Genomic DNA, 21,191 nt, shown 5'->3' on the forward strand with positions numbered 1-21,191 from the left:
CGCTTGTTCCTAGAAGAGTGTGTAAATGAATGGAGCTACGACAGATCCTTGTGCAAGTATCAAAAGCCCACCAAGTAACATCATTACGACAATGATTGGTGCAAGCCATAGTTTCTTACGTACACGTAAAAATGCCCAAAGCTCTTTTAAGAATTCCATTTTACTTGCCCAACTTTAGAACTGATTTTTAAAAGAATCTGACTGGATTGGCTCGCTACGAACAACCCAGTGACTGGCTTTATCTTTAAACCTAAGTCTTAACTCATCACGCCCGCTTATCCGCATCAAATAGGCAATGGGCGTGAAAACTCCAAAGAAAAGCACACCAAGAACGATTGGACTAACAATCAACCCCAAGAGCAATCCAAACCGCATCCAAAGCTTATTAAGAGGCAAAAGCACGTCAGCTTTCACTATAGTAACGATCAATATCGTTACGGCAGCAGCAACAAAAGCGTATACCCATAACAAAGAACCGCTGACATAAAAATGTGCGGCAGCAATCGCAAAGACCGCTGTGAAGAAAAATCCAAACTTTTTGTTAGAAGGCAGTTCGACTTCCGAGAATTTCACGTTACCAGTCCCAGACTTTGGTTATCTACTGCGAGCCAATAATGTGCACGCCTTGCCAACTTAACCTACGCTTCTCTCAAATCTGCAGGTACGATGTCCCCACCATATCAGCAATTTTCATCATGCACCCTGATTACTCCGTCGATGAAATGCACTTCCATCGATTCTAACAGTAATAACGTATCTCGAATTGTCTGCATATGAAGTGACCGCAAAATTTGCAGATCAACAAAATGACAATGTTAGCCATTCAACAATGGTTGTAGCAGACGACGACGGATGGATATCGTCTTTCAATCTTTTGGCGTGTTCACATCACGCCGCGGACACTCACATGCATTTATTAGCGCGCACATCAGCGCGTTTAAAAGCCGATGCCTATATTAGCTCCTTACTATGCAATTTTTGCTGTTTACGTTCAGCAAAAATTTTAATTCTTCAGCGCCAAGCTTTGACATAAAGTTACCAAAACTTCCGGCTGGTGCAATTTTGCGCAGCCCCTTTCTTCATTGCAAAAAAACGTTGGCAATGTCGATTTAGGGGTTGCGCCAGTCCTCACTCCCACTCAATCGTCCCTGGGGGCTTTGAGGTCACATCATAAACGACCCGGTTGATGCCTTTGACTTCGTTGATGATGCGTGTGGCGGTGCGGCCTAGGAATTCCATATCATAGTGATAGAAATCAGCGGTCATGCCATCAACAGAGGTGACGGCGCGGAGTGCGCACACAAATTCGTAGGTGCGGCCATCGCCCATCACGCCAACGGTTTGTACGGGCAGCAACACGGCAAATGCCTGCCAGATTTTGTCATATTGGCCGGACTTGCGGATCTCATCGAGATAAATCGCGTCGGCTTTGCGCAAAATGTCGGCTTTTTCTTTGTTTATGCCGCCGGGGCAGCGGATGGCCAAGCCAGGTCCGGGGAACGGATGGCGGCCGACAAAGCTGTCGGGCAAGCCAAGCTCGCGGCCCAGATCGCGCACTTCGTCTTTGAACAATTCGCGCAATGGCTCGACCAGCTTCAAATTCATTTTTTCCGGCAAGCCGCCCACATTGTGGTGAGATTTGATGGTCACGGATGGACCGCCGGTGAAGCTTACGCTTTCAATCACGTCAGGATAAAGTGTGCCTTGCGCCAAGAACTCTGCGCCGCCCACTTTCTTCGCTTCTTCTTCAAAAGTCTCAATGAACAAGCGGCCAATGATTTTGCGCTTTTCTTCCGGATCAGACTTGCCGTCCAACTCGCCCATGAATGTGTCTTCAGCGTCCACATGAACCAATGGGATGTTGTAATGGTCGCGGAACAAGGTCACCACCTCTTCCGCTTCATTCATCCGCATCAAGCCATGGTCCACAAAGATACAAGTGAGTTGATCGCCAATGGCTTCGTGGATCAACACGGCTGCAACAGATGAGTCCACACCGCCGGACAAGCCGCAAATCACTTTCGCGTCGCCCACTTGCTCGCGAATGCGCTCGATTGCCATTTCGCGATAGGCCGCCATGGTCCAAGAGTTATCGCAGCCACAGATTTTGTGCACGAAATTCGAAATCAGTTTCGCGCCATCTGGTGTGTGTACAACCTCAGGGTGGAACTGCACCGCAAAGCGCTTTTTCGCTTCGTGCGCGATCAGAGCAAATGGCGCGCCGGGCGATTTGCCTTTCACCACAAACCCTTCAGGAATATCCACCACGCGGTCGCCATGGCTCATCCAAACAGGATATTTCTGACCGACTTCCCAAACACCTTCAAACAGCGGGCATGGTGCGGTGATTTCCACATCAGCGCGGCCAAATTCGCGGTGATCGCTGCCTTCAACTTTGCCACCAAGGGCCATGCACATGGCTTGCTGACCATAGCAAATGCCAAACACGGGCACATCCAGCGCCCAAATGTCGGGGTGAATATCTGGCGCCATGTCGTCGGTCACGCTGGCCGGGCCACCGGACAGGATCACGCCTTTGGGCTTGAGGGTTTCAAGCTTGTCGCCAAGATTGTTGAAGGGATGAACTTCGCAATAAACGCCCGCCTCGCGTACGCGACGTGCAATAAGCTGGGTCACTTGTGAACCGTAGTCCACAATGAGGATATTTTGGGTGGTGTCGTGAGTAAGGTCTGTCATGGCGACGCTTTACCCCCAATTGTGAGATTCCGCAACCGGGATTCGCGCCGAAATCAGCAAAAAGTGTGCGCTTTTGACGGTTTTGATTGTTTTATCGCGTGATCACCAGCAACGCACCAAGAAAGACCATCCCTGCCCCCGCAATTGCCTGCATGTTGAGCGGACGCATTTTGAGCTCGAACAGCCCGAAATGATCGTAAAACAAGCTAGCGAGAATTTGCCCCACAATCACCAGCAGAATAAAGGGCGCGACACCCAATCGTGGCACGGCGAAGATGGAAACGAGCACTTGATAAACCCCAATCAGTGCACCCAGCCATACCCAGTCTGGCATAGATTGAAACGCGCCGCTGTTGGGCCAGCGCACGCCAGTTAGAATGGCAACCAAACCAATGGCACAAGTGGCGATGATGAACGCCACCAGCGTTGCGGTGATGGGATTGCCGAAGCCGATGGCCATGCGGGCATAGATGGGGCCTTGCGCCGCGATCAAGGCGCCGCCAAGAACAGCTGCGACCATCAGTGCGCCAACTGCCCAAGCTGCTGGCATTATGCCCGGGCCTCATTTATCGTTTTGTACATATAGGTTGTGGCGTGGAAATTCTCGTCCGTGGCGTTTTTGCCGTAATTGGGGATGATCCCGGCCACCTTATAGCCCATGCGATGATAGAACGGCTCGGCTCCGCCGCCCGTGCGCGTATCCAGCGTGATTTGCCAGCGGTAGTGGGTCCTTGCCTCTTCTTCCAGCTGCGCGATCAGTTGGTTGGCGATGCCTTTGCGGCGATGGTCTGGATGCACCATCATTTTCGCAACTTCGCCACGATGGGGCTGATTGTCGGGCATGGCTAAAATCAATTGTGCTGTGCCCACGGCTTTGCCGTCCTCCACAGCCAAAAACAGCGCGCGTCCCCCGCTCTCAATCTCTGGTCGGATATTTTGCCGCCAAAACTGGCGGGCGCGTTCCGCGCTCAATGGCGCGATAAAGCCAACGGCCGCACCATTATTGACGGTGAGCTGCAAAATCTCCACCAGCTCATCAAAGTGCTGATCAAATTGGTCCAATGTGGCCCGAAAAATCTGCATATTTCCTCACACAAGCATGATGAGATAATCCGCACCGCTATCGGGCGGGGTGATAAATTCTGAGCTGGCGAAAAGCTGGTAGCGCAAGCAGTCCCCTGCTTTCAGGCTATAATGCTGGTCATCGATACGGATAAACAACGCGCCGTCCAACATCACCAAATGATGCTCCAGCCCAGCCAGTGAAGGTTGATCGTAGGTGATTTGATTGCCCGGTTCTAACTGCCCGCGAATAATCTCGCCCTTAAGCTTGGCCGCAGGGGGCGAAACTTTGGTGCGGGTGAAGCCGGTTTCTTCATCATGCCAAATTTCTTGGTCGACCTGGCGCACCAGCGGCACAAATTCATCCTCCACCATGGCCATCAGGCGTGACAAGGGCAGGCGGTAAACGGCGCATAATCTGCCTAATACTTCTGCGGTAGGGCTCACCTCGCCTTTTTCCAACCGCGACAGGGTTGCGCGGCTAACACCGGATTGTTGCGCCAATTGATCCAAGGTCAGCGCTGCATCCTGCCGCAAAGTTTTCAATCGCTCTGCCAATTGCGATGTAAAATAATCCATATCGACCCCATTTTCTCTAAAATGAGATATTTTCTCATATATGGCAAGAGGCAAATTGCAGCTGATTTAGCTTTTCATTAGATGATTTAGGCGAATTCACTTGACTTTAGGGCCGCATAATGTTGTTTGGCCCATGATTTGGACCGGCCCGAAAATAATTTTTGGCCACGCGCTATCAGAATGACACCCTGTCATATGCCGAGCAAAACGACTCGGATGCTGCCGGCGCCAACAACGAAAGATATTCCATTGAGTTTTGAACTATTCGGCTTAGCAAAGCCGATCCTTGCCGTTTTGCCTAAACTTGGGTTGAACGAGCCCACCCCTATTCAATCAAAAGCTATCCCAGCTGCATTGGATGGGCGCGATATTGTGGGCCTCGCCCAAACAGGCACCGGCAAAACTGCCGCGTTTGCTTTGCCAATCGTGCACAAGCTGCAAGCCCAAGGGCCTGCGCCGAAGAACAAGCGTTTGCGCGCACTTATCCTTTCGCCAACTCGCGAGTTGGCCGCACAGATTCACGAATCTGTTCGCAACTATTCTGCCCGCACCAATTTGCGCGTGGCCACCATTGTTGGCGGCGTGTCCTACCGGGTGCAGAAAAACCAATTGCAGCAAGGCGTTGATATTTTGATCGCCACGCCTGGCCGTTTGCAAGATATGTTGAAGCAAAATGCTTTGACCCTTGATGATGTGCAAATGGTTGTGCTTGATGAAGCTGACCAGATGCTCGACATTGGTTTCTTGCCTGCCATTAAAGAGATCCTGAACTTGACGCCAACTGAGCGCCAAACACTTCTGTTCTCTGCCACAATGCCAAAAGAAATCCGCAAGCTGAGCAATTCACATTTGCACCAGCCGCTTGAGCTTTCTGTGCCATCAAACAAGCCAACTGCCGACAAAATTGAGCAGCGCGTAATTTCGATGAGCAAAGCAGAGAAAATCGAAGCGATTTCTGATGTGCTTTTGGAGCATGAAGACAAAACTGCCATCGTTTTCACCCGCACAAAGCGCGGCGCAGATAAAGTGGCAAAGCGTCTTGGCGTTTCAGGCATCAAGGCCCAAGCCATTCACGGCAACAAGTCACACAACCAGCGCGAGCGTGCGTTGAAGCAATTCAAAAAAGGCGCCTGCAAGGTTCTTGTGGCCACTGATATTGCCGCGCGCGGCATTGACGTGCCTGGCGTTGGCCTTGTGGTCAACTATGAATTGCCAGAAGTGGCTGAAAGCTATGTGCACCGCATTGGCCGCACGGCACGTGCTGGCGCATCTGGTTTGGCAATTTCATTCTGCGACCCGGAAGAGCGCCCCTATTTGGGCCTGATCCAACGCCTCGTGCAGTTGGACATTCCCGCCGTGGATTTGGAAGGTGAAGAAGTGGAAATTGAAATTCCACGTGGCGCACCACCAAAACGCAATCAACGCCGTGGTCGCGGTGGCCCACCACGTGGTGGCCGCAACCGCAATGGTGGCGGTGGCCGCGACGGACAGAACAAAAATTCTGCACCGAAAAACGGCCCACGCAAAGGCGGCAAACCCCGCAATCGCAAGCCACGTCGCGATGCAGCTTAATTAAGCCACTAAGACCAAAATATCTTGAGCCGCTGGATTTTCCAGCGGCTTTTTTTGTTTTGACTGATGTGAATTTTGGTCAGATGGAATGTGCACCGGGCAATTGTCTGTTACTTTTGAATCAAGATATCTTGGTCTGGGCAGAACCGGATTCTGTGTTCAGATTTCTCAGAGAAAGGCATGTATCGTGATTGGCTATACCATGGTGGGCACAAATGATCTCAAACGTGCACAGGATTTCTACAATCCACTCTTCGACTTGATGGGATTGTCGCCATGTTACCAAGATGAACAAGTTGCCTCGTGGGGCGATCGTGATGATGAGACAGTGCCGCGCTTTTTCTCCTGCTATCCATTTGATGGAAATCCCGCTAGCGTAGGAAATGGCGCAATGACAACGTTCAGGGTGCCAACGGCAAGCTTGGTCGATGCGCTTTATGAAAAGGCACACGCGAATGGTGGAAGAGACGAAGGAAGCCCGGGCTACCGTCCTGAACGATATGGCGATAAGTTCTATGTTGCCTATATTCGTGACCCAGATGGAAATAAGCTGGCCTTCGCTTGCTATGACGGGCCATCAAATCCGTAATGCTCGCTCACAACAATATCGAACATCGTGATCATCAGTCAGATCATTGACGAATTTTGTAAGATGCCTTCGGCAAAACAATTACTGAGCAGGTATGCGCCAAAGACTGGCGACAACTCTCGGCCATCAAGTGTCAGGGAGTAATTTCGGATATGTTTGAAACACGCTAGTCAGCTCGCCCAACATCTGATTGATGCCAGTTCAGAAATTCAAAGTGCCTATGCTTCTGAAATTCTTGCGTGCTGGTGGCCTCATTCCAGATTTCTTTTGCAGCGCCCCTGACAGCGGAGATGTACTCTGCACAGTCTAAAATTCGAGTTTCGCTCTGTTTCCACTTGATCGTCAGGGTTTCCTTGTATCGCGAAGCAATTAGCGGCTCTGGCTCGACAAGTAGATCAAACTTACGCAGCCCTTCAGGCATTTCGGAGATACCAATCAAACATTTCATCCAATTTAAGACATCAGTATTTGTTTCCCCAATTTGACCTTCACTTCCGACAATCAAAATTGAACCGGTTTCTCCATAGATTTCACTGTCGTGTTCTTCTGGATGTTCAATAGTCCAAATTATCCGCACAGCATTTCCCGGGAAAATCATTGGTTCAGCGTAGAACATCGTTTTCAGGATCTATGTTATCCAACCCAAGTTCAACTCTATCCAATTGAAAAGCATCGCATTGCTGCTGCGCAAGCGATAGCAGCTCATAATAGGCATATTTACGACCAAGCTCGAAGCTGTCGAGCTCCGACGCATCTTCAAACCTCTTGGCATTTTCAACGATCAATTCAAAAAAACTCGAAGATAGTGATAATAATTTGCGTTTGTGGATGTCATGCTACTTAGCTAAATCAATTTAAAAAATTTAGTGCATTGCACGTCTTCTTGTTAGACATGTCAACCATTGCCCAAGAAATTACTAATCTGAGAAAATACACTTGATTAATAATCCATTGGACTGACTTTTTCGCGTAGAAGCGCTTACACATTTGGATAGAACATCGTGATGTGTTTGGTGCAACTCACCTCGTCAACCGCAGATAGGAACGGCTTTTAGAGAGCAGCTTTAGCATCACGAAGAACAAGATGTAGGAGCTGAAGATCACGCCCATAAACTTCCTGGCATCGGGCCCAGGCCAAAGATAGATCATCACTGCACCGTGCCCTATCAATGCCGCGATGAGTGCAAATTTGTGGCCACGAAAAATCGAAATAAATAGGCCGAGCGTGGAAACCGCGACCAAGAACTGAGTTGCGTAGTGAAGTGTTATGCCAAAACCCACGCCCCGCGACTTGCCAAAAACTTCCAAGATTGAAGCGATGACAAGGGACAATGACACCCAATCAACTGCCGCAAGCACTATAATCAGAAGTGCGCTGAGAAGAATATTCTTCGACATTTCCATAAGTGCGATTTTCAACTTTCCTACGAAACGTCGAATACTCAGCCCTACACGGCCACTTTGAGTTCGCCTGCGTGGTTATCGAGCGTTGGCAATTGGTCAAATTTGGCAATGGCCGCGCATAGGGCGGTAAAGCAAATGGGGTCGATGGCGTCATCCACCATTTCGCGCATAATGCCGAGCGCTTTTTCAACCGGCATCGCCGCGCGATAAGGTCGGTCGGCGGTTAAGGCATCGAATATGTCAGCCACCGTTACGATGCGGGTATCCATGTCGATTTCATCGCCCTTAAGGCCATATGGATAGCCCTTACCGTCTAGCCGTTCATGGTGACCGCCCGCAACGGGCGCAATGTCACCAAAGGCTTTGATGTTGTCCAAAATCTCTTCGGAGAACACGGGATGTTTTTTGATTTCCGCAAATTCTTCTTCATCCAGCCGCCCCGGCTTATCCAACACCGAGTTGGACACACCTAGCTTACCAATATCGTGCAGCAACGCAGCGCGGCGCAGCCAGCGGCGTTTTTCCGGCGAGAAGCCCATTTGTTCTGCGATCAAATCAGCAAACAGTGTTACGCGCTCTGAATGGCCTGCCGTGAATGGGCTTTTGCTGTCCACCACTTGCGCAAAAGCTTGTGCGATGTCGTCAAGATAATCCTCATCGGCGATGCGCGCGCTTTGTCCCGGCTCAAATTCATAAATGATGTCAGAAAGGTCATCGCGTTCCAGCATGGCCCAGTAGGCTTCATCGTGCTCAAGCTCCAAAAAGGCTTCGACCACTTTGGGGTTGAACCATGTGCCAGCGCGGTTGCGCACGGCCTTAATCGCCTCTTTGCGTCCGTCATTCATAAAGAACACATCTGCCACCTGCCCCAGCAGCGCGATTTGCGAATAGAGTGGAATTTCGAGACCTTCCAGCTTGTCAGGCTGGCCTGTGCCGTCCCAATGCTCGTCTAAGTTCAAAATGCCTTGTTGAACATTGTCACTGAAGTGCATTTGCCGTGCAATTTCGGCGCCACGCTGGCAGCGGGTTTCAATCAATTCTTTTGAGATTTGTCCGCCATGGCGCAAGGTTTTCACAATCGAGCGAAACTTGTCCGCCATATTGGCCTTCACACCGGACTGTGTGATCACAAAATTCAGCACTTGTGGCAAACTGCCATCGACCTTTTTGAACTCATTTTTAAAGGTCAAATCGCATGCGATATAGTGGGCACAAATCCGCGCGGCGTTGCTCGAACACCCCAAATCTTTCAGCAAAATGGTATAGTAAAGGTCTGACAATTGCGCTTGCGGCAGTCCTAACTTTTGCCCCACTTGCAGCCCTGTCCAGCAGGCGCGCACGCAATGGCCAACGGGTTGGCCCTCGGTGATATCCAGCGCATGGCTGAGCGCAGCCAAAAGTTCTGCCAATCTGATATGTTGGGTCGTATTTTGCGCAGTCGCCATCTTCGCCTCTGACAACAAGTTTAATAAGTCCGAGGCGATAGATTATGTGACTTGCTTTAACGTTCCGCTAAAGCACCAAACATTTTAGGCGTTGCGCAGCATGACGGCGAAATAAAAACCGTCAGTGTCCGTGGTGCCGGGCGTCAACGTGATGGATTGCAAATCCGATGACCAAGGCTGCGGCTTGTCAAAGCCAAACAAATCCTGCCAAACCTCGCCTGCGGACACCAATTCAAAGCTCGGATTTTCATCCAAGAAGGCATAGATTTGCCCCTCATTTTCCTCTGGGAAAACAGAGCATGTAATATAGATCAAAAAGCCGCCAACTTTAACAAACGGGATCGCCTGAGACAGCACTTCCTCTTGCTCGCGCAAGCGCACATCAAGCTGTTCGCGGCTCAAGCGCCATTTGGCATCTGGCCGACGCCGCCAAGTGCCAGAACCAGTGCACGGCGCATCCACCACCACTTTGTCCATGGCGTCCAGCAAATCATCCAGCGAGCCTTCGTCCGGCTGGCGCACTTGAATATTGTGGGTGCCTGCCCGCTTGATGCGTTCGAAGATGGCTGATAGGCGTTTGCGGTCGCTATCATAGGCAAAGATTTGCCCTTTATTTCCCATGGATGCAGACATGGCGAGGCTTTTGCCACCAGCGCCTGCACACAAATCGAGCACTTTTTCGCCGGGTTGAGCGAAGATCAGATCAGCCACGATCTGACTGCCTTCGTCTTGCACTTCATACCAACCTTTTTGGAAGCCCTCTTCCGCCTGCACATTTGGCGTCCGCGCGTCAGTGCTGCCCGCTTTCATGCGCACGCCTTGGCGCGCAATTTCAGTTGCCACGGGCTTCACACGTTTCAGGGCTTTCAGCACTTTTTCGCGGTTGGCTTTGATGGTGTTTACGCGCAGATCAACTGGCGGACGCGTTGCCAAGGCTTGGCCCTCGGCCACCCAGTCTTCATCGAAATTTCGTTCGAATGAGTTTTGGCACCATTCAGGAATGTCCGCCTGCACATGCGGCGCTGCATCGGCAAATGGATCCGGGCGAGTCAGTGTTTCAATTTCTTTGTCGCTCAATGGCTCTGGCGCAAATTTATCGCCTTCAAACTGCGCATTAAGGCTTTCTGGCGTTTCACCCCAGTCGCGGACAAGCGTGGCAAAGGCGAGATGCCGCCCGGTAGTGCCGCCAGCAAAATGGGCATTGCTCAGTTTTTTGCGCAGCGCATCATAAACGATATTGCCGATGGCGGCGCGATCACCCGATCCGGCAAAGCGATGCGACAAGCCCCAATCTTTCAGCGCATCAGCCACAGGCCGCTTGCGTTGTTCAATATCGTTGAGCACTTCAATCGCTGCACTTAGTCTGCCGGGTAAACGCATTTTTGCCTCACAACACAATCAACAGCTCAATCACCAGGTCGACCCACCCGATGGTGAGAAAAGCGAGCCCGGCAACATAAGCAATAAAGCGGCGGTATACACGGTTTGTGGTGCAATGGATATAGGCATGGACGTAACGGCTTGCCACAAACCCAACTGCGCACAACAAAAAGATGCCGGGCACATAACGCACCGCAAAGCATATCATCACCGCCGCGTAAAACAGCACCGGAAGCTGGAATTGATTGTTGAAATTGTTGGACACTTGTTGCGAGCGCTCGGGCCAGTTGCCATCATCCAGCGCAATATCCGCTACCTTGATGTCGCCAGCCAACACAGGCGGCACACGCAATTTGCCCAGATAGAGCAACACCGCAAGGGTGAGCCCTACCTGTGCGAATACCGTCAATAGTAGTAGCTTTTCAAAGCCTGACATTAACGCCCACCGCGATAGTTCGGGCTTTCACGGGTGATGGACACATCATGCACATGGCTTTCGTTCAACGCAGCGCCTGAGATTTTCACAAAAGTTGCTTCTTCGCGGAACGTTTTCAAATCTGGTGAACCGGTGTAGCCCATTGCTGCGCGCAAGCCCCCAGCCAATTGGTGCAACACATTGCCCGCAGGGCCTTTGTATGGCACTTGGCCTTCAATGCCTTCCGGCACTAGCTTCATGCTGTCGCTAACTTCTTGTTGGAAGTAGCGGTCTGCCGAACCGCGGGCCATGGCGCCCACAGAACCCATGCCACGATATGATTTATAGGAACGGCCTTGGTAGAGATAAACTTCGCCGGGGCTTTCGTCTGTGCCCGCCAAAAGCGAACCGACCATGGCGCAATTTGCACCACCTGCCAATGCTTTAGCCAAATCACCTGAGAATTTGATTCCGCCATCCGCGATGATGGGGATGCCTGATTTTGCAGCTTCTTCAGCACAAGCCATCACGGCGGCGAGTTGTGGCACGCCCACACCTGCCACGATCCGTGTGGTACAGATTGAACCTGGCCCAATGCCAACTTTCACCGCGTCCGCGCCTGCATCGATCAGTGCGCGTGTGGCTTCAGCTGTGGCCACATTGCCGGCCACGATCCGCACTTTTGAATTTTCTTTTTTCAATCGCGAAACAACTTGCGCCACTTGCGTGTTGTGCCCGTGCGCCGTGTCGATCACCAACAGGTCGACCTCCGCCTCAATCAAGCGCAAGGAACGTTCATACCCCTTGTCGCCCACAGTTGATGCTGCCGCACAACGCAAGCGCCCTTTGCTGTCTTTGATCGCATTTGGGTTCAGCTGCGCTTTTTCAATGTCTTTAACGGTGATCAACCCTACACATTGATAATTGTCGTCCACCACCAACAGTTTTTCAATCCGGTTGGCGTGCAACAAACGTTTGGCTTCTTCTTGGGTTGAGCCGTCTTTCACAGTGATCAGGTTTTCGCGGGTCATCAGCTCAGAGATGGGCTGGCGCATATTGTCAGCAAAGCGCACATCGCGGTTGGTCAAAATGCCGACCAGCTTGCCCACATTGCGACCACCCAAGCCGCCATTTTCCACCACTGGCACGCCAGAAATATTGCGTTGTTCCATGATCGCCAATGCTGCTTCCAATGGCGCGTCTGGGCCAATGGTGATCGGGTTCACCACCATGCCGCTTTCAAAATGCTTGACCTGCTTCACTTGCTCGGCCTGCTCGTCAGGCGTCAGATTGCGGTGGATAACACCCATGCCCCCCGCTTGGGCCAATGCAATCGCCATTTTGGATTCGGTCACTGTGTCCATTGCGGAAGACAGAATAGGCAATGTCAGCTCAATGTCTTTGGTTACGCGTGTGCGGATGTCGACATCCGCTGGCATGACGCTGGATTCAGCAGGCTGCAACAGCACGTCGTCAAAAGTTAAAGCGATATCGCCAGTTGCGGTGGAAATGATTTTTGCCACGGGTCGAGCCCTCCGTCGGAAGCAGATTTTTCGGAACGATCACAGGACGGTGGGGGAAGCGCCACCATACTATGGTTGGCGAGGGTCAATACCACGCGACTCTGTGTTTGCATAGGGGGAGAAGTGTGAAATTTTAATAAGCTCTTAAGAATAGGTTGCTGGCCAGCAATTCGTCCCAGCGTCGATGTGTGCCCGCACACCGCTTTTCACCCTCAGTTAAACCTTCCTTAACCCTAACAAACTATTAACATTGCATATGATCATTGGGGGCCAGACAATATGATACCTTTCAAATCCGCGATACTCGCCGCAGCAGCAACCGCCCTTTTTGCCGGGCAAGCCTTTGCTGATGGCCCAATTGAATATCCGCCTTTACCCACTGAATATGCGCAAACGGGCTTTGATTGGAATGGCTTTTATGCAGGCGTGGGCCTTGGTGGCGCAATGGTTTCAAATGGCGGTGGCACCGACACTTTGGCGCAATTGGATGCTATTGTCGGTGTAAATCTAACTCAAGACAGTTTCTTGGTGGGCGCAGAACTTTGGCTGGGCGCCAATCGTAACCAATCTTCTGGCACCTATGGCGGCCACGGCGGCATCGAAGCACGCGCAGGCTATTTGGTTGACCCGAACGTATTGATCTATACGGGCCTCGGTCGCCTGCACTATGAAAGCGGTGACCAATACACAACCATCGGCCTAGGCACGGAATTCGTCGTTTCCGACGAGATTTCTATCGACCTCGAATATAAATATCTCGGCTGGTCAAACACAGGCGAAACCGGCCACGATCTCAGCGCCTCGGCCCTCTGGCATTTCTAGACAGACCGTTACTTCTTCCGATTACATCCTCGGCCCTTGGTCGGGGATTTTTTGTTGGTCGCACCTGCCAAAACACGGTGTTTCTCGACAAACCATACTTTGATATTTCAAGGTAACTGCTGATATGCGGACTTAACGACGATTGCGATAATGATAAAATTTTTGTCTTTTGCTGGAGCGCCTTTAAGGAAGTTGGAGAGTTGAAAACGTCCATTATTGCAATCTTAGATTGTACATACAGCATTTTCCCAATCTAAACTCATCAATAGCCGCCAACTAATCCATTGAAATCATAAGAAGATTTTTCGAAATCGTAAAGATTGATCGCATCGCATTCATTTTTGATCTCCAAACTTATCCCCGCCCCTCAGGACCATGGTAAGATAAAAGCCATCTTCCGCCCCAAGCGGATTATTGACGGATGATCGGGGTATATGCGGCCAATTGGCCGCGCGAAGGGAGAGACGGTGGGTTTGCCGGACGCGGTGACCGCGCTGCTAAGTTGGTTTTGCCCGACACCGAGGGCGTTCCCTTTTTGAAAAGGGTTGGGGATATTGGGTAAGCACCCCGAACCAGTTTGGCAAAGCGAAAAATGCCGTTGGCGCGAGATGGGAATAGACTCATTTTTTAGCGCAACATTGCGAGTATTGCACCATCTCGTGCCCCGCAAACTGCCGGATAATTTCAGGCAGCCTAAAGTGCTGCCTATTTGCTTTGATAGGTGCCAAAAGCATGGGGATGCTGCTTGCCTTGATCGCCAATTACATCCCATGCCGCGCGGGACTCGGTGAAAATATGATGGGCGACACTCAGATTTTCGCCACCTTCGGTGATCAGGCCAACGGGCACATAGAGTTTTGTGTCATCATTCCGGCCTGGCAAAGTGGAGCCGCAAATTTGGCAGAACCAGCCTTCCCAATCTGCATCGGGCTTTTTCCAATATTGGATATGCTCCTGTCCGCGCAGCCAGGTGAAGTCCTCATTCATGGCGAGCACAAGCGCCATGCCATTATTGCCGGTTGCCTTTCGGCAAATCGAACAATGACAAATAATAACATCTTGAATGGGCTTGTGAATTTCAAACGCCACTGCGCCGCAACTGCATTCACCTTTGGCCATAAATCACTCCCCTTTTTGTCCTCACTATAAGGCGGCGAATATGAATATCAATAATGAAGAGCATCGGAGATTTTCGAAAAATAATTCATCCGGGGTGACAGCGTCAGATAAGCCAGCTAGACTGGTTGGACCACTGAGTCAAAAAGCAAAATCCAATGAATGATCGCATCACGCCACTAATTTTGGCGGTGGCGCTGTTTATGGAGTTGATGGATGCCACCGTCATCGCCACAGCCCTGCCCGCCATTGCCGCAGATATTGGCACAGACCCAATTTCACTGAAACTCGCTCTCGCTTCCTATTTGGTGGCGCTCGCGATTTTCATTCCCATTAGCGGTTGGATGGCCGATCGCTATGGCGCGCGCAATGTGTTTCGCGGGGCGATCGTCGTGTTTATGCTCGGCTCGATTGCCTGCGCCTTTGCGGATTCATTGTTCTCCTTTGTTGCCGCCCGGTTCTTGCAGGGCATGGGTGGATCAATGATGACGCCGTTGTCGCGACTAATCCTTATTCGCAACACGCCGAAAAAAGATTTGGTCAATGCGTGGGCGTGGCTCACCCTGCCGGCCCTATTCGGCCCGTTGGCAGGCCCACCAATAGGCGGGTTCCTGACCACTTATTTCTCTTGGCATTGGATTTTCTATATCAACATTCCGATCGGCTTGATTGGCCTTGCATTGGTGACGAAATATATGGGCGGCACAGGTTATCGCGACCGTCGCAAGCTGGATTTGATCGGCTTCTTGCTCACTGGCACTGCATTTTCCGGCATCATCTTCGGCCTCTCAGTGATCTCCATGCCTGCATTGCCGCCTTGGTTCGGCGCGTCCGTCGCCCTTATCGGCCTTATGTCTGGTGTGGCTTATTATTTCCACGCGCGTCGTATTGAGAACCCGGTGCTGGATCTAAAAGTATTTGAAGAGCCTATTTACCGCACATCGATCATTGCGGGTTTCGTTTATCGCGTGGCTGGCGGCGCGTTCCCATTTCTGTTCCCTCTCATGTTGCAAGTCGGATTTGGTTACAGCCCATTTGAGTCAGGCATGATTTCATTCATCGGCGCGGGCGGCGCCATTTTGATGAAGTTCTTCCTCAAGCCCGCCTTGCAAGTGTTTGGATTTAGAATCCTTTTGATAGTCGGGGTTGCCATGTCGGCATTGCTCGCGGTCACCCATGGTTTTTTCACGGCACAAACGCCGATTTGGTTGATCATGTCCATCCTCCTGTTTATGGGCTTCTTCCGCTCGATGTATTACACGTCGCTCAACACCCTCACCTTTGCCGAAACTCCAGAGAGCCAATCAGGTTCGGCCACGGTGATCAGCTCGGTGAGCATTCAGTTGGCGTTCGCGCTGGGCGTGGCCTTTGCAGCCTTGTTGTTGGATGTATTCTCGTTGATCAATGGCACAGAGGTCGGTGTACGCGAGATGCAATTGGCATTCTTCATCCTCGCGGCGATCACAGCAATGGCGATGATCCCGATCTTGGGCCTATCAAAGCAAGTGGGCGATGATGTTGCAGGCCATAAGGCGAAGGCATAAATTTGGCCGCAATTTGGTGTTGTTTATTGTTAGCACTCTATTGATCAGGAGATAAATGATGTCCGTACTCAATTATGCAATGTTTGCTGCCCTTATGGCTGCCTTTCCGAGCAGCGACAAATGCACCGTTGAAGGCGAAGTCTTCTATTTGCAGCGCATTGCATTGCCACAGAATGCAATGGTCAGCGTGCGCTTGGAAGAACAGGGCATTGCCGACAAAGCGGCAGATATTTTCGCCGAAAGCGAGTTTAGTAGCGAAGGGAAACAAGTTCCCTTGCCATTTAAGTTGGAAGCAGACTGCGCTGACCTTGAGAATGCTGTTACGCCGGGCTTCACCGTGCGCATCATGATTGATGGCAAGCTGCGCTTTATCAACACAGTCTCGAACCCCTATGATGAAAATCAGGATCTACAACGGGTGCAAGTCGATCCCGTTGGCTAAGTAAACATTGCTTAGCCTTTGAAGCCCTTGGCGATGAGGTAGCTCTCAGACGAATCCTGTCGTGAGGCTGGGGGCTTGGCGTGAAATGTCGACTTAAAATGGCGTTTCAAATGGGCAAGCAGTTCGTTTTCTGTGCCGCCTTGGAAAACTTTGGCCACAAAAACCCCGTCCGGCTTGAGGATTTGAATGGCGAAATCTGCTGCCAGTTCCACAAGTGCCATAATGCGCAAATGGTCTGTCGCCTTGTGACCCGTGGTTGGGGCCGCCATGTCAGACATAACGAGGTCGACCTTGTGGCCGCCCAACGCGTCGATCAACATTTCTGGCGCGTCGTCGTCATTGAAGTCCTTTTGCAGGAAAATTACGCCCGGCATGGGCTCCATTTCGAGATAGTCGATGCCGACAACTTTTGGGTCATCAGCGTCCGCCCCCATAATTTCGGTGGCCACTTCGCACCACCCGCCGGGGGCGCAACCCAGATCAACCACCCGCATACCGGGGCGTAAAATGTTGTGTTTTTCATTGAGCTCAATCAGCTTATAGGCCGCGCGGGAGCGCCGCCCTTCCTTGTTGGCCCGCTGCACATAAGGGTCGTTCAACTGGCGTTGCAACCACAATGTGGAGGAAATTTTGCGCCCCTTTGCCGTTTTCACACGGGTCTTCAGGCCCCGGTCCGACGCTTTTGATTTGGCTTTGCCAGCGGCTTTTGCAATGGATTTGCCGCGGGCTTTTTTGCCACCGCCGCCCGCTTTACTTGGCTTTTTGCTCATCATTCGCCCCTTTTTCCCGGCGTTTGTAAGGTTTTTTGCCAAATTGCGCACCATGCCCCTTGCCCGGTCGTTTCGACCATACGCGGTCTTCCGACATCAGGGAAATCAAAATGCCTTCGCGCAAGCCCCGGTCTGCCACACGAACACGGTCGCATGGCCATTCGCGGCGGATTGCTTCAAATATGGCGCAGCCCGGAATCACAAGATCAGCTCGCTCGCGCCCGATGCATGCATTGGCAACGCGGCGGTCGTAATTCATGTTCAACAACACCCGCATGGTGTCGATGACGTGCTGTTCGCCCATCCAAAGGCCATCGACCTTCGAGCGGTCATACCGCTCCAAGCCCAGATGCAGGCCTGCCAATGTTGTGACAGTGCCCGATGTCCCTACCAAATGCATTTTGCTTTCAGCGATGGCGCGTTTCAGCTTTTCGCGCCCTTTGAAGCGCTTCAAATGCATCCGCACATAGGCAATCATCTCTTCAAAGCTCTCAGGTGTCACATTGACCCCGTCAAACTTCTCCGCGATGGACACAACACCAACGGGCAGCGATTGCCACGATCTGATGGATGCGGCCATTTTACCGCGCGCTTTCGGGCGACCACCGCGAAAATCGAGCCAAGCCAGCTCAGACGATCCGCCGCCGATATCGAAAATGACAGCGCCACTGACACCGGGCTCAACCAAGTCAGCACAGCCAGTCACCGCCAATTGCGCCTCAGTTTTGCGGTCGACAACTTCCAAATCAATGCCGGTTTCAGTGCGAATGCGATCCAAAAAGGAATCGGCATTACTGGCCGAACGGCAAGCCTCGGTCGCAATAAGTCGCAATTTAGCGATCTTATGATTGTTGATTTTGGTCTGGCACTGTTTCAGCGCATCGATCGTTCGATCCATCGCCGCAGGGGTCAGCGCGCCTGTCGTCGACAACCCCTCGCCCAAGCGCACAATTTTGGAAAAACCATCAACAACCTTGAATCCACTGTCCGTGGGCCGGGCCAGCAACAATCGACAATTGTTGGTGCCCAGATCCAATGCGCCGTAGATATTTGGCTTTGTATTGCCGCGCGCACTTCTGTGGCGTTGGCCATTTCGTTTAGGGGTCCGCGCATGGCCAGGAGATCGCGCATGGCCACCTCTGGCGTTTTGGTCCTGTGGACCAGTTGCCAAATGCCCCTCATCTGTGCCCTCTATAGGGGACTGTGATGGGCTTTTCTGGTTTGCGGACCGAATCTTATCGGTCACTCTTATTGCTCCATCCGGTCCGGGTCGCTACGCATAAGCGGCGCCCCAATGACGATGTGTTACATGTTGAAAGCAAACCTAGAGCAAAGGGCATAAATGCGCAATGGCGAAAGATAATCGGAATTTGGGAAAAAACTTAACTTTTTGAAGAAGAATATATTCTAAATTCTTGATGTAACGATTATTTATTGCAGGCGTCACGCATCGTCCAATAGTGTGTTGGTGATCATATGTTTAAAAGACTATTCGAAACCATAAAGTCAGAGAAGAATCTTTCTGCGACCATTCGGGCGCAGTTGGTGGATGGGCTGTTTCACCCCTTCGCCTCCCTGATTTCTGGTGCAGTAGCAGGCTTGTTTATCGCTGCCGTTCTTTCTGTAACGTCAGATGATCAATTGGTCGAAAACATCGCTTATGCCGTTGTGTTGATCGCGATGGCGCGTATCGGCCTTGGCATTTACTATTTGCGCAGCGGACAGCCAGTTACACCAAAGAATGTGAATCAGTGGGAATGGGCCTATGCCATCGGCGGCACAGCATTCTCCCTCTGCTTGGGCATGGTGACCTTCTTCGCTGTGTTGCGCATCGATAATGGCGCAATCCATTTGATGCTGACCACAACAACCGCTGCATATGCCGCATCCATTGCGGGCCGCAATGCCAGCCGGCCATGGGTTGCTTTGGGTCAGCTTTATTCAGCTTCAGTGCCCATGGGTTTGGGCTTGGTTCTACATGACACCTTGTTCTACGAAGTTGTTGGTGCCGCACTCTTGATCTTCATGTTTGGCATGACAGACATTACCTTGGCGGTGCGCAAAACCATTATTAGCGCGCTTGAAACTCGCGAGAAAAACAAAGAACTCGCCGACTCATTTGAGCAGCAAGCGAATTTGTTCGACGGCGCGCTCAAGAACATGTCGCACGGGCTGTGCATGTTTGATCGTGACAATAAGCTATTGGTGTGGAACCCGATCCTTTGCGAAATTCTCGGCTGTCCGCCTGAACGATTACACAAGGGCGAAACCTTTGAAGATGTGCTCCAACTCATTCATCCCGCCGACCGGGATCATTTTGTTTTTGATGGAGACGTTGAGCGAGACCGCGCAAAAGCGAACTTTGAGCATACAATCCAGCTCGAAGATAAACGCTATGTAGACGTATCCTCACGCCAAACATCAACAGGCAACCGCGTTTTGGTGTTTGCTGATGTGACCGAGCAGAAAAAGGCTGAAGCCAAAATTCGGAACTTGGCTTTGGTGGATCAGCTTACTGGCCTGATGAACCGCACATCATTGCAAGCTAATTTCCGCAGCTTGTTGGACGACAACACGTCAGGTCAAGAAATCGCTGTATATTTTATCGATCTGGACCACTTTAAAAATGTGAATGACACGCTGGGCCACCCAGTGGGGGACGACTTGCTGAAGCAGGTTGCCAAACGCATTTGTGACGTGTGCATGGATGAATGCGATGTGGGCCGCATGGCGGGGGATGAATTCCTCGTGACGCAGAAATTATCGCCACATGCACGCACACCCGAAATTCTGTCGAGCCAAATCATTGAAGCACTTAAGCAGCCTTTCAATGTGGCGACGCACTATGTGCGCATTGGCGCTTCTATCGGCATCGCAATTTCGCCGAAAGATGGCACAGACGCCGCCTTGTTGCTGAAACGCGCGGACATGGCGCTTTATGCAGCCAAGAATATGGGGCGCAATCGCTATGAGTTTTTTGAGCCAAAGATGGATCAAAAAGCACAGCAAGTTCGGGCGATGGAACTCGACATAAAATATGCCTTGGAAGAGAACCAGTTCCGCTTGGCCTTCCAGCCCATCATTGATGCCAATACGCTTGAAATTAGCGGCTTTGAGACACTTATCCGCTGGACACATGAAAAGCGCGGTCGCGTTGTGCCTTCTGTTTTCATTCAAGTTGCCGAACAAACAGGCCAAGTGATTGAGATTGGTCGTTGGGTGTTGCGCGAGGCCATTCGCACCGCATCGAAATGGCCAACCGACACGCCGATTGCAATCAATTTCAGCGCGGTGCAATTCCAAGATACGGACTTCCCGAAATATCTGAAATCTCAATTGCGGCGTTTCAAAATTTCGCCGGAACGTATTGAACTTGAAATTACGGAAACCGCCTTCTTCCAAGACGAAATGGCGACACTCGATATTTTGCGGCAGTTCCAGTCTATCGGTGTGCGCATTTCACTCGACGATTTTGGCACTGGCTTCTCGTCCCTATCGCAATTGCGCACGTTCCCTTATCACAAGATCAAAATTGATGGGTCGTTCATTCGCGATTTGGAAACCAATGCCAGTTCCAAGGCCGTGGCAACTGCTGTTGCGCATATCGGCCAAGCGCTCAATATTCGAGTGGTCGCAGAATGCGTGGAATCTCAAGAACAAATGGACTATTTGCGCGATTCCGGCGTGAGCGAAATCCAAGGCTTCCATATGTGTCGTCCGCTCAATAGCGAAGACGCAACTAGCCTTTTGGAAATTGGCAAGGGCAAGTTTGATCCGGAGTACCTTGATCAAATAAAAAAGCGCAGCGATAAAACCGCTGCGCAATAATGC

General features: G+C 51.3%; 21 protein-coding genes. 6 read left to right on the forward strand and 15 right to left on the reverse strand.

From position 1 onward, the window contains the following. Positions 1-9: 9 nt before the first annotated feature. From ACP15Y_RS03800 to ACP15Y_RS03825, 6 genes are all read right to left on the reverse strand, one after another. Entirely contained in the window at positions 10-159 is a 150-nt protein-coding gene (locus ACP15Y_RS03800) for a DUF5989 family protein (protein WP_424981667.1), read from the reverse strand. Between the two features lie 15 nt (positions 160-174). Then, entirely contained in the window at positions 175-573 is a 399-nt protein-coding gene (locus ACP15Y_RS03805) for an SxtJ family membrane protein (protein ID WP_424981668.1), read from the reverse strand. Between the two features lie 555 nt (positions 574-1,128). Further along, positions 1,129-2,697, reverse strand: coding sequence for a glutamine-hydrolyzing GMP synthase (gene guaA, locus ACP15Y_RS03810; protein ID WP_424981669.1), 1,569 nt, complete (start codon positions 2,695-2,697; stop codon positions 1,129-1,131). Positions 2,698-2,788: 91 nt separating this feature from the next. Continuing rightward, a complete protein-coding gene (locus ACP15Y_RS03815) occupies positions 2,789-3,247 on the reverse strand; it encodes a DMT family transporter (RefSeq protein ID WP_424981670.1) in 459 nt (152 codons plus the stop codon). Then, on the reverse strand, positions 3,247-3,780 hold the full coding sequence (locus tag ACP15Y_RS03820; protein WP_424981671.1) for an N-acetyltransferase family protein: 534 nt from the start codon (positions 3,778-3,780) through the stop codon (positions 3,247-3,249). Before ACP15Y_RS03820 ends, ACP15Y_RS03815 begins: the two co-directional genes overlap by 1 nt. Before the next feature lie 6 nt (positions 3,781-3,786). Beyond that, positions 3,787-4,338, reverse strand: a complete 552-nt coding sequence (locus ACP15Y_RS03825; protein ID WP_424981672.1) for a helix-turn-helix domain-containing protein — start codon at positions 4,336-4,338, stop codon at positions 3,787-3,789. A 249-nt stretch (positions 4,339-4,587) separates the two neighbouring features. On the opposite strand from ACP15Y_RS03825, the gene ACP15Y_RS03830 reads away from it, so the two are divergent. Together ACP15Y_RS03830 and ACP15Y_RS03835 are read left to right on the forward strand one after the other, a co-directional pair. Further along, on the forward strand, positions 4,588-5,910 hold the full coding sequence (locus ACP15Y_RS03830; protein WP_424981673.1) for a DEAD/DEAH box helicase: 1,323 nt from the start codon (positions 4,588-4,590) through the stop codon (positions 5,908-5,910). A gap of 187 nt (positions 5,911-6,097) precedes the next feature. Next, complete coding sequence (locus tag ACP15Y_RS03835) at positions 6,098-6,499, forward strand: VOC family protein (RefSeq protein WP_424981674.1); 402 nt, start codon at positions 6,098-6,100, stop codon at positions 6,497-6,499. Positions 6,500-6,665: 166 nt separating this feature from the next. On the opposite strand, the gene ACP15Y_RS03840 is transcribed toward ACP15Y_RS03835, so the two are convergent. From ACP15Y_RS03840 to guaB, 6 genes are all read right to left on the reverse strand, one after another. Then, complete coding sequence (locus tag ACP15Y_RS03840; protein WP_424981675.1) at positions 6,666-7,115, reverse strand: hypothetical protein; 450 nt, start codon at positions 7,113-7,115, stop codon at positions 6,666-6,668. Positions 7,116-7,519: 404 nt separating this feature from the next. Beyond that, positions 7,520-7,918, reverse strand: a complete 399-nt coding sequence (locus ACP15Y_RS03845) for a hypothetical protein (protein ID WP_424981676.1) — start codon at positions 7,916-7,918, stop codon at positions 7,520-7,522. A gap of 29 nt (positions 7,919-7,947) precedes the next feature. Next, positions 7,948-9,348, reverse strand: coding sequence for an HD-GYP domain-containing protein (locus ACP15Y_RS03850; RefSeq protein WP_424981677.1), 1,401 nt, complete (start codon positions 9,346-9,348; stop codon positions 7,948-7,950). Positions 9,349-9,432: 84 nt separating this feature from the next. Continuing rightward, positions 9,433-10,728 (reverse strand): RsmB/NOP family class I SAM-dependent RNA methyltransferase, encoded by a 1,296-nt coding sequence (locus ACP15Y_RS03855; RefSeq protein WP_424981678.1) that lies wholly within the window; start codon positions 10,726-10,728, stop codon positions 9,433-9,435. 7 nt (positions 10,729-10,735) lie between these two features. Further along, positions 10,736-11,164, reverse strand: coding sequence for an MAPEG family protein (locus ACP15Y_RS03860; protein ID WP_424981679.1), 429 nt, complete (start codon positions 11,162-11,164; stop codon positions 10,736-10,738). Then, entirely contained in the window at positions 11,164-12,666 is a 1,503-nt protein-coding gene (gene guaB, locus ACP15Y_RS03865; RefSeq protein ID WP_424981680.1) for an IMP dehydrogenase, read from the reverse strand. Before guaB ends, ACP15Y_RS03860 begins: the two co-directional genes overlap by 1 nt. A gap of 279 nt (positions 12,667-12,945) precedes the next feature. Between guaB and ACP15Y_RS03870 the strand changes: the two genes are divergently transcribed. Next, entirely contained in the window at positions 12,946-13,488 is a 543-nt protein-coding gene (locus ACP15Y_RS03870) for an outer membrane protein (RefSeq protein ID WP_424981681.1), read from the forward strand. A 705-nt stretch (positions 13,489-14,193) separates the two neighbouring features. Here ACP15Y_RS03870 and ACP15Y_RS03875 read toward each other — a convergent pair. Continuing rightward, a complete protein-coding gene (locus ACP15Y_RS03875) occupies positions 14,194-14,607 on the reverse strand; it encodes a GFA family protein (RefSeq protein ID WP_424981682.1) in 414 nt (137 codons plus the stop codon). 155 nt (positions 14,608-14,762) lie between these two features. On the opposite strand from ACP15Y_RS03875, the gene ACP15Y_RS03880 reads away from it, so the two are divergent. Both ACP15Y_RS03880 and ACP15Y_RS03885 read left to right on the forward strand, forming a co-directional pair. Beyond that, positions 14,763-16,148, forward strand: a complete 1,386-nt coding sequence (locus ACP15Y_RS03880; protein ID WP_424981683.1) for an MFS transporter — start codon at positions 14,763-14,765, stop codon at positions 16,146-16,148. Between the two features lie 58 nt (positions 16,149-16,206). Further along, a complete protein-coding gene (locus ACP15Y_RS03885; protein WP_424981684.1) occupies positions 16,207-16,590 on the forward strand; it encodes a YbaY family lipoprotein in 384 nt (127 codons plus the stop codon). Positions 16,591-16,601: 11 nt separating this feature from the next. Here the strand turns inward: ACP15Y_RS03885 and ACP15Y_RS03890 are convergent, their stop codons facing one another. Next, positions 16,602-17,360: an RlmE family RNA methyltransferase gene (locus tag ACP15Y_RS03890; RefSeq protein ID WP_424981685.1), complete on the reverse strand. Its 759-nt coding sequence runs from the start codon at positions 17,358-17,360 to the stop codon at positions 16,602-16,604. After that, complete coding sequence (locus ACP15Y_RS03895; protein WP_424981686.1) at positions 17,341-18,606, reverse strand: Ppx/GppA phosphatase family protein; 1,266 nt, start codon at positions 18,604-18,606, stop codon at positions 17,341-17,343. The genes ACP15Y_RS03890 and ACP15Y_RS03895 overlap by 20 nt, the downstream gene beginning before the upstream one ends. Positions 18,607-18,836: 230 nt before the next feature. On the opposite strand from ACP15Y_RS03895, the gene ACP15Y_RS03900 reads away from it, so the two are divergent. Continuing rightward, a complete protein-coding gene (locus tag ACP15Y_RS03900) occupies positions 18,837-21,188 on the forward strand; it encodes a putative bifunctional diguanylate cyclase/phosphodiesterase (protein ID WP_424981687.1) in 2,352 nt (783 codons plus the stop codon). The last annotated feature ends 3 nt before the right edge of the window (positions 21,189-21,191 follow it).

This window comes from Maritalea sp. S77 (genome assembly GCF_049801075.1).
Lineage (GTDB): Bacteria > Pseudomonadota > Alphaproteobacteria > Rhizobiales > Devosiaceae > Maritalea.

What these genes read in the sequence shown, in the direction of transcription:
- ACP15Y_RS03800 (WP_424981667.1), bottom strand. Translation starts at nt 159, where the DNA reads ATGGAATTCTTAAAAGAGCTTTGGGCATTTTTACGTGTACGTAAGAAA.
- guaA (WP_424981669.1), bottom strand. Translation starts at nt 2,697, where the DNA reads ATGACAGACCTTACTCACGACACCACCCAAAATATCCTCATTGTGGAC.
- ACP15Y_RS03815 (WP_424981670.1), bottom strand. Translation starts at nt 3,247, where the DNA reads ATGCCAGCAGCTTGGGCAGTTGGCGCACTGATGGTCGCAGCTGTTCTT.
- ACP15Y_RS03820 (WP_424981671.1), bottom strand. Translation starts at nt 3,780, where the DNA reads ATGCAGATTTTTCGGGCCACATTGGACCAATTTGATCAGCACTTTGAT.
- ACP15Y_RS03825 (WP_424981672.1), bottom strand. Translation starts at nt 4,338, where the DNA reads ATGGATTATTTTACATCGCAATTGGCAGAGCGATTGAAAACTTTGCGG.
- ACP15Y_RS03840 (WP_424981675.1), bottom strand. Translation starts at nt 7,115, where the DNA reads ATGTTCTACGCTGAACCAATGATTTTCCCGGGAAATGCTGTGCGGATA.
- ACP15Y_RS03850 (WP_424981677.1), bottom strand. Translation starts at nt 9,348, where the DNA reads ATGGCGACTGCGCAAAATACGACCCAACATATCAGATTGGCAGAACTT.
- ACP15Y_RS03855 (WP_424981678.1), bottom strand. Translation starts at nt 10,728, where the DNA reads ATGCGTTTACCCGGCAGACTAAGTGCAGCGATTGAAGTGCTCAACGAT.
- ACP15Y_RS03860 (WP_424981679.1), bottom strand. Translation starts at nt 11,164, where the DNA reads ATGTCAGGCTTTGAAAAGCTACTACTATTGACGGTATTCGCACAGGTA.
- ACP15Y_RS03870 (WP_424981681.1), top strand. Translation starts at nt 12,946, where the DNA reads ATGATACCTTTCAAATCCGCGATACTCGCCGCAGCAGCAACCGCCCTT.
- ACP15Y_RS03875 (WP_424981682.1), bottom strand. Translation starts at nt 14,607, where the DNA reads ATGGCCAAAGGTGAATGCAGTTGCGGCGCAGTGGCGTTTGAAATTCAC.
- ACP15Y_RS03880 (WP_424981683.1), top strand. Translation starts at nt 14,763, where the DNA reads ATGAATGATCGCATCACGCCACTAATTTTGGCGGTGGCGCTGTTTATG.
- ACP15Y_RS03885 (WP_424981684.1), top strand. Translation starts at nt 16,207, where the DNA reads ATGTCCGTACTCAATTATGCAATGTTTGCTGCCCTTATGGCTGCCTTT.
- ACP15Y_RS03890 (WP_424981685.1), bottom strand. Translation starts at nt 17,360, where the DNA reads ATGAGCAAAAAGCCAAGTAAAGCGGGCGGCGGTGGCAAAAAAGCCCGC.
- ACP15Y_RS03900 (WP_424981687.1), top strand. Translation starts at nt 18,837, where the DNA reads ATGTTTAAAAGACTATTCGAAACCATAAAGTCAGAGAAGAATCTTTCT.